Annotated in this window: 10 protein-coding genes; 8 read left to right on the plus strand and 2 right to left on the minus strand. The window is 63.1% G+C overall.

Going from position 1 to position 13,804, the window contains the following annotated elements; all coding sequences use genetic code 11:
• The first annotated feature begins 9 nt into the window (after positions 1-9).
• From gmd to U4Y90_RS23340, 3 genes are read left to right on the plus strand one after another with little or no spacing between them, the layout of a single operon-like run.
• On the plus strand, positions 10-1,128 hold the full coding sequence (gene gmd, locus U4Y90_RS23330) for a GDP-mannose 4,6-dehydratase (RefSeq protein WP_321798085.1): 1,119 nt from the start codon (positions 10-12) through the stop codon (positions 1,126-1,128).
• Between the two features lie 47 nt (positions 1,129-1,175).
• Positions 1,176-2,546: a hypothetical protein gene (locus U4Y90_RS23335; protein ID WP_321798086.1), complete on the plus strand. Its 1,371-nt coding sequence runs from the start codon at positions 1,176-1,178 to the stop codon at positions 2,544-2,546.
• Between the two features lie 13 nt (positions 2,547-2,559).
• On the plus strand, positions 2,560-3,723 hold the full coding sequence (locus U4Y90_RS23340; protein ID WP_321798088.1) for a glycosyltransferase: 1,164 nt from the start codon (positions 2,560-2,562) through the stop codon (positions 3,721-3,723).
• 60 nt (positions 3,724-3,783) lie between these two features.
• Here U4Y90_RS23340 and U4Y90_RS23345 read toward each other — a convergent pair whose 3' ends face one another.
• On the minus strand, positions 3,784-4,734 hold the full coding sequence (locus U4Y90_RS23345) for a GDP-L-fucose synthase (RefSeq protein ID WP_321798090.1): 951 nt from the start codon (positions 4,732-4,734) through the stop codon (positions 3,784-3,786).
• A 385-nt stretch (positions 4,735-5,119) separates the two neighbouring features.
• Between U4Y90_RS23345 and U4Y90_RS23350 the strand changes: the two genes are divergently transcribed.
• The 3 genes from U4Y90_RS23350 (at position 5,120) to U4Y90_RS23360 (ending at position 9,346) form a co-directional block, all read left to right on the plus strand.
• Positions 5,120-6,238, plus strand: coding sequence for a DegT/DnrJ/EryC1/StrS family aminotransferase (locus U4Y90_RS23350; protein WP_321798091.1), 1,119 nt, complete (start codon positions 5,120-5,122; stop codon positions 6,236-6,238).
• A 174-nt stretch (positions 6,239-6,412) separates the two neighbouring features.
• Positions 6,413-7,918 carry a mannose-1-phosphate guanylyltransferase/mannose-6-phosphate isomerase gene (locus U4Y90_RS23355; protein WP_321798092.1) on the plus strand — a complete coding sequence of 502 codons (1,506 nt, stop codon included), beginning with the start codon at positions 6,413-6,415 and terminating at the stop codon, positions 7,916-7,918.
• 51 nt (positions 7,919-7,969) lie between these two features.
• Positions 7,970-9,346, plus strand: coding sequence for an undecaprenyl-phosphate glucose phosphotransferase (locus U4Y90_RS23360; RefSeq protein WP_321798094.1), 1,377 nt, complete (start codon positions 7,970-7,972; stop codon positions 9,344-9,346).
• A gap of 40 nt (positions 9,347-9,386) precedes the next feature.
• Here the strand turns inward: U4Y90_RS23360 and U4Y90_RS23365 are convergent, their stop codons facing one another.
• Entirely contained in the window at positions 9,387-10,157 is a 771-nt protein-coding gene (locus U4Y90_RS23365; protein ID WP_321798095.1) for a class I SAM-dependent methyltransferase, read from the minus strand.
• Positions 10,158-10,458: 301 nt separating this feature from the next.
• Between U4Y90_RS23365 and U4Y90_RS23370 the strand changes: the two genes are divergently transcribed.
• Positions 10,459-11,730, plus strand: a complete 1,272-nt coding sequence (locus U4Y90_RS23370; RefSeq protein WP_321798096.1) for a GlxA family transcriptional regulator — start codon at positions 10,459-10,461, stop codon at positions 11,728-11,730.
• 169 nt (positions 11,731-11,899) lie between these two features.
• Positions 11,900-13,804, plus strand: a complete 1,905-nt coding sequence (locus U4Y90_RS23375) for a gamma-glutamyltransferase family protein (protein ID WP_321798097.1) — start codon at positions 11,900-11,902, stop codon at positions 13,802-13,804.

The raw sequence follows: 13,804 nt of genomic DNA on the forward strand, positions 1-13,804 counted from the left end.
GAAGAAACGATGCCGAACAAGGTCGCGCTGGTCACCGGGATCACCGGTCAGGATGGTTCCTATCTCGCTCAATTCCTGCTCGACAAAGGATATGAGGTGCACGGCGTGAAACGCCGTTCGTCGCTCTTCAATACCGATCGGATCGACCATCTGTACGAAGACGACCATGTCGCGCAGCGCCGCTTTCATTTGCATCACGGCGACCTGACCGACTCGTCGAGCATTCTGCGCATCATGCAGCGCGTTCAGCCGGACGAAATCTACAACCTGGCCGCGCAGAGTCACGTGGCGGTTTCCTTCGAGGAACCGGAGTACACGGCCAACGCCGACGGCCTCGGCGCGCTGCGGATACTCGAAGCGATGCGCATACTGGGCCTCGAGAAGAGCGCGCGCTTCTATCAGGCATCGACATCGGAGTTGTATGGGCTGGTGAGGGAAGTGCCTCAGCGCGAATCCACGCCTTTCTATCCGCGCAGCCCCTATGCGGTCGCGAAGCTATACGCGTACTGGATCACGGTGAACTATCGCGAGGCGTACGGCATATACGCATGCAACGGGATTCTGTTCAACCACGAATCGCCGGTTCGCGGCGAGACCTTCGTCACGCGAAAGATCACGCGCGCCATCGCCCGCATTGCGATCGGATCGCAGGACTGCCTCTATCTCGGCAATCTGGGCGCGATGCGCGACTGGGGACACGCACGCGATTACGTGCAGATGCAGTGGCTCATGTTGCAGCAGCCGGAGCCGGAAGACTTCGTCATTGCATCGGGCGTGCAGTACAGCGTGAGGGAATTCGTCCAGCAGGCGGCGTCGGAGCTCGGCATCACGCTGCGCTTCGAAGGCAGCGGTGTCGACGAGGTCGCCATCGTGGACAGCATCACGAACAAGGAATGCCGGGTCGCGCCGGGTGCGGTGATCGTGCGCGTCGACCCACGCTATTTCAGGCCGACCGAAGTGGAGACCTTGCTGGGCGATCCGTCGAAGGCGCACGCGAAACTGGGCTGGGCCCCGACGGTGACATTCCCCGCGCTCGTGAAGGAGATGGTCCTGTCCGACTATCAGATCGCGAAGCGGGATGCGCTGATCACACTGGCCGGATACCGGGCGCTGGAGCATCACGAATGACGACGAGCCTGCGTTGAGCCGCGCGGCAACACACCGGAGCGTATGCCATGTGGACCCGTTGGGCATTCTCATTCGTCGTCTATTCGCTATTTGCCGCAGCGTTGGCGCAATACGGGGACCAGGCGATCAGCGCGCTTGGAACCCGCTCCATCGACGTATGGAACATGAGCACGGCCGGGATGAAGGAGGCGGGCTCGGTCAGATACGTGAAGGATGTCATCGCGGCCGTCATCGGCGTGGGCTGGCCTCTCGCGCTGGGAATGTGCCGCTTTCCATCCGGCACGCGCACGTTCATTCTCCTGTACTTTGCGTGGATCCTCTGCGTGATATCGATCGGCGTCGTGCCGTTCATCCTGGGCTGGACGCCGCTGTTCTTTCTTGCCGCCGGGCTGCGCTGGCTGCTTTTGCTTCATGCGTCGTTCGGGCTGTTCCTGTTCGGGCGATGGCTGCCGGATAGCGCCCGCGGGCAGACGGCCTTCGTCCTCGCGTTGCTCGCGCTCGCCGCGCTCGACCTCAACGTCGTTCTGCGGCAATGGATGGAGCTCGGTCAGGGCCGGGTCGTTTCGTTTGCGGGCGATCGCTATACGGGTCTGCTCAGCAACGCGACGCTGGCGGGCATGTATGCGATCTCCCTCGCGTGCATGACGCTGATTCTCGATCGGGGGCGGCTCATCCTCCGGCTCGTGCTGCTGGTGGTGGCGGTGGCGATCGCGGTGTCGTCCGGCACGCGTTTCGCGATGCTGTGCATTGCGCCGGTGGCCGGCCTCCTGTTCTGGGAGACGCTGCACGCGAGGCTCGGTCGAAGCGGCCGGATGCTGCTCGTGACGAGCGCGTTGCCGATCGCGGCGTGCCTCGTGACGGCCGGCTACGCGCATATGGTCGACGCGGTGGGCCGTGGCGACATTCTGGCCAACCAGATCAGCGAAGGGGGGCGGCTATATAACCTCGGGGAGATGATGGGTGAATTGTCGCAGGCGGACGTCCCGGAGTTGCTGATCGGAAGAGGTCTCGGCGTCGGCACGAACACGGCGTACGCGATGGTGTCGCAGGCGGGCGCCGAACCCGAGCAGTACCGGTTCAATCTGCTCATCGACAATACCTTCGTCACCATGCAGTTTCAGATCGGGACGGTCGGGACGTTGCTCTTCATTGCGGGCGCCGCGGCGTTCCTGTGGCGCATCCGTCCGCCTGAGCCGGGGTATCTGCGGGCGCGTTACCTCGTGTTTCTGGGCATCACGATAGGCGCGTGCATGGACATCAATCTGCCGGAGCAGTATCCGCTGGTGACGACGCTTCTGGTCTGTTTCGGGGACATGTACTGGCGCTCGGTCAAGATGGCGGGCACGGCGGTCGAAACCGTGTCCGGTCGCGCGCGACCGCCCGGCGCCGCTGTGGAAGCGCCGTCGCTGAGCATGTAATCCGGGAGCCGACATGCTAGTGTTCATCGCACCGTACAGCGCCGCTCATCGCGAGAGGAACCGCGATCTCGGCGCTGCCCGCAAAGTCGAATTCTTTCTGACCCTGGCCGCCCATCTGGCGCGCGATGTCGTGTTGATCAATTCGGCGCACGAAGAGGAGGCGTGGTTGCAGCGAGAAGTCCGCGACGCGCGCATCGGCGACAAGCCTATTCGTGAGATCGCGCTGCGCCGCTATCCGGTCCGGACCGTCGGCAAGATGTTGAACCTGCTCGAAGTCGCCGCCGTGAGCCGCGAGATTTCGATGCTGGGCAAACCCGATACGGTATGGATCTACAACCCCTACGCATTCGAAACGATGCTGGCTCGCGAGTTGACGAAGCAGTTCGGCGCGCGTCTCGTCCTTCAGTTCGAAGACTGGCTGTTCTCGCGGCGGCGCTGGCATCCCAAGCCGATGATCGACTTCGTTGCATGGCGCTTTCTCTTGCCGGCCCCGACGGTGTGCCTTGCCGTCAACGAATCGTTGTCGACACGCGAGCAGCGGCGCAGCGGTTGCCCGGTCATATTGTGTCCGGGCGTGGTTTCCGATGACCTGATCGAAGTATGCAGACGGCGGCGGCCATTTTCGCGCGAAGGCGCGCCTGCCGTGATCGGCTACTTCGGCGGACTGAGCGCGGAGAAAGGCGCGGATGTCGTACTCGATCTGATTCGCCTGTCGCGCGGACGCTTCATCTTTCATGTGTGCGGCGCGGGCCCGCTGGCATCGGCGTTCGCAGCCCTCGGCGACGAAGGACATGCGGTGCACTTTCACGGCCGGGTGGACGATGAGACGCTGCTCTCCTTGATCTCGGAGTGCGACGTCCTGGTCAATCCGCACGCGTCGATCGAGAAGATGGGCAACGGCGTGTTTCCATTCAAGGTCATCGAGTATGTGGCGTCCGGAAGACTCGTCATATCCACGGACCTTCCGGCCATCAGCATGAAGGAGATTCACGAAGCAATATGCTTCGCGCCGCCCGAAGCGCCGGCCATCGTCGACGCGTTGACGAACGCGCAGGAAACTTATCTGCGCAAGCGAACGAAGATAGAGAAGGCGATAGACGCGGCAGCGGCGCTGCTCTCGCAAGGGGCGCTGAGACGCGCGCTGTCGCCGATACTGGCCGAACGCGAAACGCAATAACAAACGGCGCGCGGCCGGCTGTCGAACGACAGCATCGGCACGCGCGCCGTCACACGTTCATCACGCGTTCGCGTATCCGGTCCGCTGCACGTGTTCCGTGAAATCGGCATAGGTCGATGCGATGCCGCTCCTGAGCGTGATCGTGGGCGTCCACCCGAGCTCGGCCAGCTTGGACACATCGAGCAATTTTCGCGGCGTTCCGTCCGGTTTCGATCGATCGAAATCCAGCGATCCGGAAAAGCCTATGACGTCGCAGACGAGACGGGCGAGGTCCGCGATCGCGATGTCGCGTCCGGTGCCGATATTGAACACGCCGTCGGAGCGGCCGCTTTCGAGCAGCGCGAGCACGCCCGATGCGAGGTCGTCGACATGCAGGAATTCGCGTCGCGGCGAGCCCGATCCCCAGACCGAAATGGAAGGGAGTCCGTTCAGTTTCGCTTCGTGCGTCTTGCGGATGAGCGCGGCCAGAACGTGCCCGTTCTGCAGATCGTAGTTGTCGTTCGGACCGTAGAGGTTCGTGGGCATCACGGAGATATATCGCATTCCGTGTTGCCGGTTATACGCTTCACACAGCTTGAGCCCGGCGATCTTCGCGATGGCATAGGCTTCGTTGGTCTGCTCGAAGCCGCTCGTGAGCAGGTACTCTTCCCTGATCGGTTGCGGGCAAAATTTCGGGTAGATGCACGACGAACCGAAGAACACCAGTTCGGGTGTGCCGCTCTTGAAAGCCGCATGAATCACATTGGTTTCTATGACGAGATTCTCGTAAAGAAACGACGCTGGCTGGGTCGAGTTCGCGTGTATGCCGCCGACCTTCGCTGCCGCGAGCAGCACCACGTCGATGTGTTCCTGCGCGAAAAATTCCGTCACCGCGCGTTGATCGAGCAGATCGAGCTCATGTCTGGATCGCGTGATCAAGTGGTGATAGCCGCGACTGGCGAGACACCGGACGAGGGCGGAGCCGACCATGCCATTGTGTCCGGCGACATAGATGCGAGAGCCTTTGTTCATGTTGGTGCTCAACCGTCCATTGAGATGCGTTGATCGGAACGTGATTTCCCGCAGACACTGAATCTGGTCAGGCGCGCGTGCGCTTCTCAGATTAGCGATGGCTATGAACATTTCCCGGCTCGTGGCGGACGGTGCCAAGATATTGTCGCGGTCCACGCTTTCGCACCGTCGACGACAAGTGTCGAGGGCGCGCGCGGCATGGCGTCCCGTCGCCAAAGCCGCTTCAGCCAACGTCATGGCATATTCGGCCAGCCCTCAGGATGAGCCTTCCGCCGCTCCTATGCTGCGTGAACGCGTGCAGGCCGCTCACGGGAGCATCTTGTCCCGTGAACGGACCGGCCACACCAGCCGACAGGCTTCGAGATTGAAACCAGAGAGGCACACGATGATTCCGGTGAACGAACCCCTGCTCGACGGAAACGAGAGGATCTACCTGAACGAATGTATCGAGAGCGGCTGGATCTCGTCGGATGGCGCATTCGTCGAGCGCTTCGAGCGCGCAATGGCGGCCTCCACCGGCCGCAAGCACGCCATCGCCGTCGCGAACGGCAGCGCGGCGCTCGATGTCGCCGCAGCGGCGCTGAAGCTCGGCCCGGACGATGAGGTGATCATCCCCACGCATACGATCATCTCGTGCGCATCGGCGATCGTGCGTACCGGCGCGCAATTGCGCTTCGTGGACTCCAGCGCGGACACGTGGAACATGGACGTGACGAAGATCGAGGAGGCGATCACGAGCCGTACGCGCGCGATCATGGCGGTGCATATCTTCGGTCTGCCGGTCGACATGAAGCCCGTTCTCGAACTCGCGAAGAAGCATGGCCTGCTTGTCATCGAGGATGCAGCGCAGGCCATCGGCCAGACTTATGACGGCAAGGCGTGCGGCAGCTTCGGCGATATCTCGTGCTTCAGCTTCTATGCGAACAAGCACATCACGACGGGCGAAGGCGGCATGATCCTGTGCGACGACGATGCGCTCGCCGCGCGCGCAAGAAGTCTGCGCAACCTGTGCTTCAGACCTGAACGGCGCTTCGTTCATGAGGAACTCGGCTGGAACTATCGCATGAGCAGTCTTCAGGCCGCAGTGGGGCTGGCACAGTTCGAAAAGCTCGACGAGCACATCGCGCGAAAGCGGGAGCTGGGGCGTCGCTACGACGCACTTCTGCACGATGTGCCGGGACTGGAGCTCGCACCCGTCGCATGCTCTTATGCGGAAAACGTCTATTGGGTTTTCGGCGTGATGCTCGACGATGCCTTGCCTATCGGCGGCGATGAAGCGCGCGCCATACTTGCCGATGCAGGCGTCGGCGCACGGCCTTTTTTCTGGCCCATGCATTTGCAGCCGGTCTTCCGCAAGCAGGGGCTGTTCGAAGGGGAACGCTATCCGGTTGCGGAGCGCATGGGCCTGCGCGGATTCTATCTGCCGAGCGGGCTTGCGCTGACCGAGAAGCAGCAGGATCACGCCGTGGCCGCCGTCCGCAAGATGATGGCCACGTTCCTGTGAAGAATGCCTCGCGCGATGTCCGTCCGGAGATATCGCGCGCGTCACATGACAGTCATCCTCAACGTCGATGATCGGTCGATTCCATCCCCTCTTTGATCAGCCGGCAGGGCTTCGAGTGAAGCATTTCTTTCGGCGATCAATCGAGAACCACGGAGTGCAGCCATGGACAACGCAATGAGTTCAGAAGATGCAATCACGGTGGCGGACGTGCTGGCGCCGCCCGCGCAGTCTTGCAAACGCATCGTGCCGGTGATTCTCGCGGGTGGCTCGGGCACGCGCCTCTGGCCCATGTCGCGCGAGCAGTTTCCGAAGCAGTTGATCGGCGTGGTCGGACGCGACTCGCTGTTGCAGGCTACCGTCACGCGCATGGACGGATTCGCCGGCGGCTTCGACATCGACACACAGCCGGTCATCGTATGCGGCGAGGAGCATCGCTTCACGACGGAAGAGCAGGTGCGCCTGTGCGGCGTCGGTGCGAAGATCATCGTCGAGCCCGCGCGCCGCGATACCGCGCCCGCGCTCACGCTCGCGGCCCTTGCGATCGCCGGCGCCGGCGACGATGCGATCATGCTGGCGATGCCATCCGATCATTCCATTGCGAACCTTCCCGCGCTGCACGCGGCGATCGAAACGGCGGCGAGCTACGCCGAACGCGGAATGATCGTGACGCTCGGCGTTCCGCCTACGCGGCCCGATACCGGTTTCGGTTATATCCGCATAGGCGAATCGCTCGGCGAAGGCGTGCATCTGATCGATCGCTTCGTCGAAAAGCCTGCGGCCGAGCTCGCCGCGCAGTATGTCGCCGCGCAGACCTACTGGTGGAACAGCGGCATTTTCGTCGTGCGTGCGAGCGTGTGGCTCGATGCGCTCGCGCACCTCAACGGTGAGATGCACGCAACGTGCATGGCAGCGCTCCGAGATGGCCACGCGGATGATCACTTCATTCGTCCGTGTCCGCATCAGTTCGGCCGCGTGCCGTCCGATTCGATCGACTACGCGGTGATGGAACACATCGGCGGCGGCTCCGATGCGCCCTGCAAAGGCGTGGTCGTCCCGTTGTCGGCGGGATGGTCGGACCTCGGCTCGTGGGACGCGGTATGGGAAGCGATGGAAAAGGACGGGCTCGGCAACGTAGGCAGCGGACGAGTCCTCTTCGAAGGCGCGACGTCGAGTTATGCGCGCTCCGAAGGCGGGCGACTCGTCGCGTGCGTGGGCACGACCAATGTCGTCGTCGTCGATACCGACGATGCCGTGCTCGTCGCCGACCGCTCGCATGCGCAGGACATCAAGCGGCTCGTCGCGCGCATCCGCGAACAGCATGCGCCCGAGGCCGACGCGCATCGCAAGGTCCGCCGCCCGTGGGGCTTCTATGATTCGATCGAGCATGGCGACCGCTTCCAGGTGAAGCGCATCGTCGTGACGCCGGGGGCGCGGCTCTCGTTGCAGATGCACCATCATCGCGCGGAGCACTGGGTCGTCGTGCGCGGCACGGCGCTCGTCACGCGCGGCGAGGAACAGTTCCTGCTCTCGGAAAACGAGTCGACGTTCATTCCGCTGGGCGTGCGGCACCGGCTCGAAAACCCGGGCAAGGTTCAGCTCGAAATCATCGAGGTTCAATCAGGCTCCTATCTCGGCGAGGACGACATCGTTCGTCTCGACGATTGCTACGGTCGCGCCTGACCGTAGCGCAAGAGTCCGTTCGCAGCAGGCATCTCAGGCTCGGGGTATGACATGCGCGATATACAGGGATTGCTGGCACGGCTGTTCGATGTATGCATGGTGGTCTGCGGCGCGGGCGTCGCGTCGCTGATCAGGTTCGACCATATCACCGAGCCCGATTACTACATGCCGTTCGTCGCGTTTTCAGCGGCGTTTTCTCTCGCGCTGTTTCCGGGCTTCGGCGTATACGAATCGTGGCGCGGGCGCAGCAAGCTCGTGCTGTCGAGCCGCGTCTCGCTCGCCTGGCTGGTGGTGCAGACCTGTGCGCTCGTGCTGATGTTTTCGCTGCATCGGCTCGATCAGGTTTCGCGTCTGTGGTTCGTCTACTGGACCGCGACATCGGCAGGGCTGATGATCCTCGGCCGTCTCGCCACGCATGCGGTCCTCGCGCGCATGCGTCACGCCGGCATGAATTTTCATCAGGTCGCCATCGTCGGTTGCGGCAGGCATTGCGAGTCGATCATGACGTCGATCGAGCGGGCGAGTCATACGGGCTTTCGCACGATCGCCGTGTTCAACGCCTCGCCCGAATTGCCGATCAGATCACGCGCGCCCCTCTTCGACGATTTCGACACTTTCGTGAAGCACGTTCGCGAACAGAACGTGGACGAGGTATGGCTCGCGCTGCCCCTGTCGCAGGAACGGACCATCCTGCGCTTCGTGAACGAGTTCCGTGACGATCTCGTCAACGTGCGCTTCATTCCGGACGTACGCAGTCTCGCGCTCTTCGAAAGCTGCGTGACCGAGCTTCTGGGTGTGGCCGCGATCAATCTCCTGGCGTCGCCGCTTTCGCAGCGGGCGCTGTTGCAGAAGGAGGTGTTCGACCGGCTCTTCGCGCTCTTCGCGCTCGGCGTCGTGTCGCCCTTGCTGATTGCCATTGCGATCGCGGTGAAGCTGAGCTCACGCGGCCCGGTATTCTTCAGGCAGCGCCGAAAGGGCGCGGACGGGCGTGTCTTCACCATCTACAAGTTTCGCTCGATGCGCATGCATACCGAGGAGGCCGGCGTGCTCAGCCAGGCGACGCGCAACGATCCGCGCGTGACGCGCGTCGGCGCATTCCTGCGCAGAACGAGCCTCGATGAACTCCCGCAGTTCTTCAACGTATTGCGCGGCGACATGTCGGTGGTGGGGCCGCGTCCACATGCCATCGAACACGACGATCTGTATCAGAAGGTCGTGTCGGGCTATATCCATCGTTACCGGATCAAGCCCGGCATCACCGGCTGGGCTCAGGTCAACGGCCTTCGCGGCGAAACCGACCGGATCGAGAAAATGGAAGCGCGGGTCGCGCACGATTTGTACTATCTGGGGAACTGGTCGTTCGCGCTCGATATGCGGATTATCGCCGCGACGATCTTCAAGGGGCTGCGCGGCATCAACGCGTATTGAGCCGCGTGTTCGAGCGCGTGTGGAGCGCGCTCGCGAGGCACTATCTCTTGCGCGCGACGAACGTCGCGGACCGGTCGGCGGCGCTCAGCTCTCCGCCCATCGACTTCACGCTTTCGAGCACTTCGAACCCGCTCAGGTCCAGCATCAGCTCGACTTCCGGCTTGAACATATAACGCATCACATGAGTTTCGAGAACGGTCTCGACGCACTGCGTCTTGCCGTCGGTCATCATGATCGTATAGTTCACCGCGACGGTATTGTCGTGAGGGCGCATCAAAGGCTCCGCGATCCGTATCACCACGGTTTCGTCGCTGGCGGCGCGCTTGATCCGCACCCTGGGCGGGTCGGCGAGAACGGCGGGACCATACCAGCAGTCGAACAGGAAGAGCCCGGAGCGCGGCAGATGCGTGGCGGCGGTGTGGCACATCGCCATGAAGTCGGCGTTGGTCGTCTGATAGCTCGCGACATGGAACAGCGATACGACGGCGTCGTAAAGCTCGTCCGTGCGCACCGTGCGCGCGTCGCCCTGCTGGAACCTGAGGCGCTTCGCCACGGTGCCCGGCAACGAGATGCGTCGCGCGTCGGCCCGGGCGAGCATGTCGGCGCTCATGTCCACGCCCGAAACCGAAAATCCCGTGGCCGCGAATTCCGCCGCGTGGCGTCCGGTCCCGCAGCCGAGATTCAACAGATTGCCGCCGACTATCCCGTAGCGGCCGAGCATATCCGTGACGAACGCCGCCTCAGCTCGGTAGTTCTTCTTCTCGTGATCGAAGAGATCATAGTATTGCGAGTATCGCTTGCTGAAGCTCATGTGAGCGACTCCCTGATTCGAGATAGTCCCATCCACGCGTGCCTGCGCGTTCGCACGTTCATCTCGGCGGAGCCTCGTGCATTTTCGAAACGAGTACTCGTTCGACGTTCCATGCATGACAGAGCGTAGTGCCGGCGTCAGTTGCGGCTGTGCGCGTGACCGAATACGGCAAGGTGTTGGCCGGGTTGCCGGCGGCTTACGCGAGCGCCGTTTCGACGCGTAAATGACGAAAGCGCCATCCGTGCTTCAAGGAGATTTGGCACGCACGTGCATGAGCCGACGTCATCGTCGAGACGCATCCGTGAAATCACCGGTTGCCTTTCACGATCGTCAGCCATCTAGTTCGAAGTCCGTACGACAGTTCGAAAAAATCATCTTCGTGTCGTTCGGACAAAGGCGTCTGAATGTGAATCGATCATCGCGCGCGCCGGTCCGCCGGATGCGACGTTCTCGGCCAAAACCATGCTTTTGCCCGCCACGGCGGAAAGAGAGAATCCAATCGGACGCTACGCTCGAATCAGGCGGCATTCGTACGTCAAGAGCTTTGGCGTGTCTGCAAACCGAAATTCAGGAGATTAAGACCATGTCTTACGCTACATCCTTCGGCGATGCAGAAATCAGCAGTGTTTATCGATTGTCTGAAGAGAAGATGGTCAAGTTCATCGGCATTCTCTTGTATGACGGTTTTTCGCTTCTCGGCGCGGGGACGCTGGCCGAGGCGCTGCATCTGAGCAACGAGCTTCAGTCTTCCGCTTCGGGCAATGGTGTGACTTACAGCGTTCGTCTCGTCTCCGCACGCGGGGGCGCGGTTGCGTGTTCATCATCGGTATGCGTGTGGACCGACAGGCTGGGCGGCCAGCGGTTTCAAAGTTTCGACGCGCTTTACATTGCGGGCGGTACCGGCGTGAAGCGCGCGGCCACGGACGAATCGCTGATCGAACTGTTGAGGATCGCCTGTTCGCAGAGCGCCATCGTGGGCTCGCTGGGCAACGGCGACGCGCTGCTCGCCGCGGCCGGCATTTCGAGGCGCGACTGGGCGTCTGTCGAGCGCGGCATCGTGAATGCCGGAACGTCGAACGGATGGGCGTCCACGGAGCGTGGCGATGCGCTGATCAACGCGCTCGCACTCGTGAAGCGCGACCTCGGTTACGACGTTGCGACAGCGGTGGCCGACCGTCTCGCATCCGCGAGAGACCAGCATCTGCCGATCATGCTCAGCACCATCGGAACGACGACGCTCGCGGAGAAGGCGCAGGAATCCGCGCGCTGGCTCGAACGAAATTGCGGACGTTCCATTTCGGTCGGCGACGCGGCGCGCACCGTGGCGATGAGCGAGCGCAATTTCCTGCGGCTCTTCAAGCGCGAGATGGGCGTGACGCCTTCGCAGTTTCTTCTGCGCGCGCGTCTCAATCTCAGTTGCGAGTTGCTGGCCAAGAGCGACTTGCCCGTCGACAAGATCGCGCGCAGGACCGGCCTGACCAACGGGGAGCGATTCTCGAAGGTGTTCAGAAAACAATTCATGATGTCGCCGACGGAATACCGGTCCCGAAAGAAGAGCGGCGACACGGTTTGACTTAAAGCGGTACGCCCTCTGAATCATTCCACCCGAGTCCCCCGCACGCCCGTATCGAAAACGAAATCTTCCTTTCCAAAATCGAAGAAGCGCCTAATCTTTTGGAGCGAAGCTATCGATCGATTCGGCGAGCGCGAGAGCGCCTCGTCCGGAGTGCAAAGGAGAGCGCATGGATCGGCCAGTCAAGCGCGCCGTCGCGGCGGCGGCGCTGCACGCATGGCGCGGCGCGTTGATCGTCTGTCTCGCCGCGTTGTCGGGCGCATGCGGCACCTCGCAGCAGGCCGCCGAGCCCGCCGCGCCGCTGCCTGAAACGGCCTCCGCGCCACCCGCGCCGCCGCCTGCGATGCCGCCCGCGCCCGAAGTGTCGTCGGGCTATCGGAACGGCTTGTCGACCGCTTATGCGCAACGTCACATGGCGGCCGCGGCCAATCCGCTCGCGAGCGAAGCCGGCCGCAGGATGCTTCGCAAGGGCGGCTCGGCGATCGATGCCGCCATCGCGATGCAGGCCGTGCTGACGCTGGTCGAGCCGCAGGCCACGGGAATCGGCGGCGGCGCGTTCATCATGTATTGGGACGGCAAGCGCGTGCAGGCCTACGACGGGCGCGAGACCGCGCCGCAAGGCGCGAACGAACGTCTGTTCCTGCGGCCCGATGGCAAGCCGATGGACTTCAGCGAAGCGCAAATCGGCGGGCGATCCGTCGGCACGCCGGGCGCACTGCGCGTGCTGGAGCTCGCTTGGCGGCAGCATGGCCGTCTGCCGTGGGCGACGCTCTTCGAGCCGGCGATTCAGCTTTCGGAGAAGGAATTCCCGGTCTCCGAACGCCTCTATACGCAAGTCTCGCAGGACAAGTTCCTGCCCCGTTCGCCCGAGATGGCGCGCTATTTTCTCGACGCGGACGGCAAGGCGAAGCCGGTCGGCACCGTGATCCGCAACCCGGAGCTGGCGCGCACCCTCCGGCGCATCGCGCATGAAGGAACGAGCGCGTTGTACTCGGGCGAGATCGCGCGCGATGTCGTCGCGGCCGTGAACGGCAGCGCCAATCCCGGCACCCTGTCCGAGGCCGATCTGACGCGCTATCAGGCTAAAGAGCGCCCGCCGGTCTGCACGGACTATCAGCGCTGGAAAATATGTGGCATGCCGCCGCCGTCGTCGGGCGGCATCGCGATCGCGCAGATCCTCGGCATCGCGCAGGCGCTCGGCAAGAAAGATCCGCGCTATGCGCTCGCGACGCTCAAGCCGAGCCCCGTCACGACGCCTGCGCTTTTCGAAGCCAGCCCGGACGCCGTGCATGCGATCGCCGAAGCGGACCGGCTCGCCTACGCCGACCGCGGTCTTTATGTGGCCGATGCCGACTTCGTGAAAGTCGATGTCGCCGGGCTGATCGACCCGCGCTATCTGAACGAGCGTGCCGCGTTGATCGGCGACAGGAGCATGGGCAAGGCGCAGCCCGGCGTGCCACGAGGCACGAGCGTGTCGTTCGCGCCGGACCGCTCGCCGCTGCGCGTATCGACATCGCAGATCGTGGCGGTCGACGATCGCGGCGGCGCGATATCGATGACCACGACCATCGAGTCCTACTTCGGCTCGCATCTGATGGTGCATGGCTTCATGCTCAACAACCAGTTGACCGACTTCTCCTTCGTGCCCGAAGAGAACGGCAAGCCGGTGGCCAATCGCGTCGAGGCGGGCAAGCGTCCGCGCTCGTCGATGGCGCCGACGCTCGTGTTCGATCGCGAATCGGGCGCGCTCGTCGCGACGCTCGGCTCGCCGGGCGGATCGCAGATCATCGAGTACGTGTCGAAGACGCTCGTCGCGCTGCTCGACTGGAACATGGATGTGCAGACGGCCATCGGCATGGCGAATTTCGGCAGCCGCAACGGTCCGACCGAGCTGGAGAAAGGACTCGTCACGCCGGGCCTCGCCGATGCGCTTCGCGCGCGCGGGCATCAGGTCGCCGAAGTGGAGATGACGAGCGGCGTTCAGGCGATCGTGCGCAAGCAGCGCACGCACGGCGCGAAGTTCTGGGCCGGCGGCGCTGATCCACGTCGCGAGGGCGTGGCGTTGGGCGATTGA

The sequence above is a fragment of the Caballeronia sp. J97 genome (assembly GCF_905220305.1).
Lineage (GTDB): Bacteria > Pseudomonadota > Gammaproteobacteria > Burkholderiales > Burkholderiaceae > Caballeronia.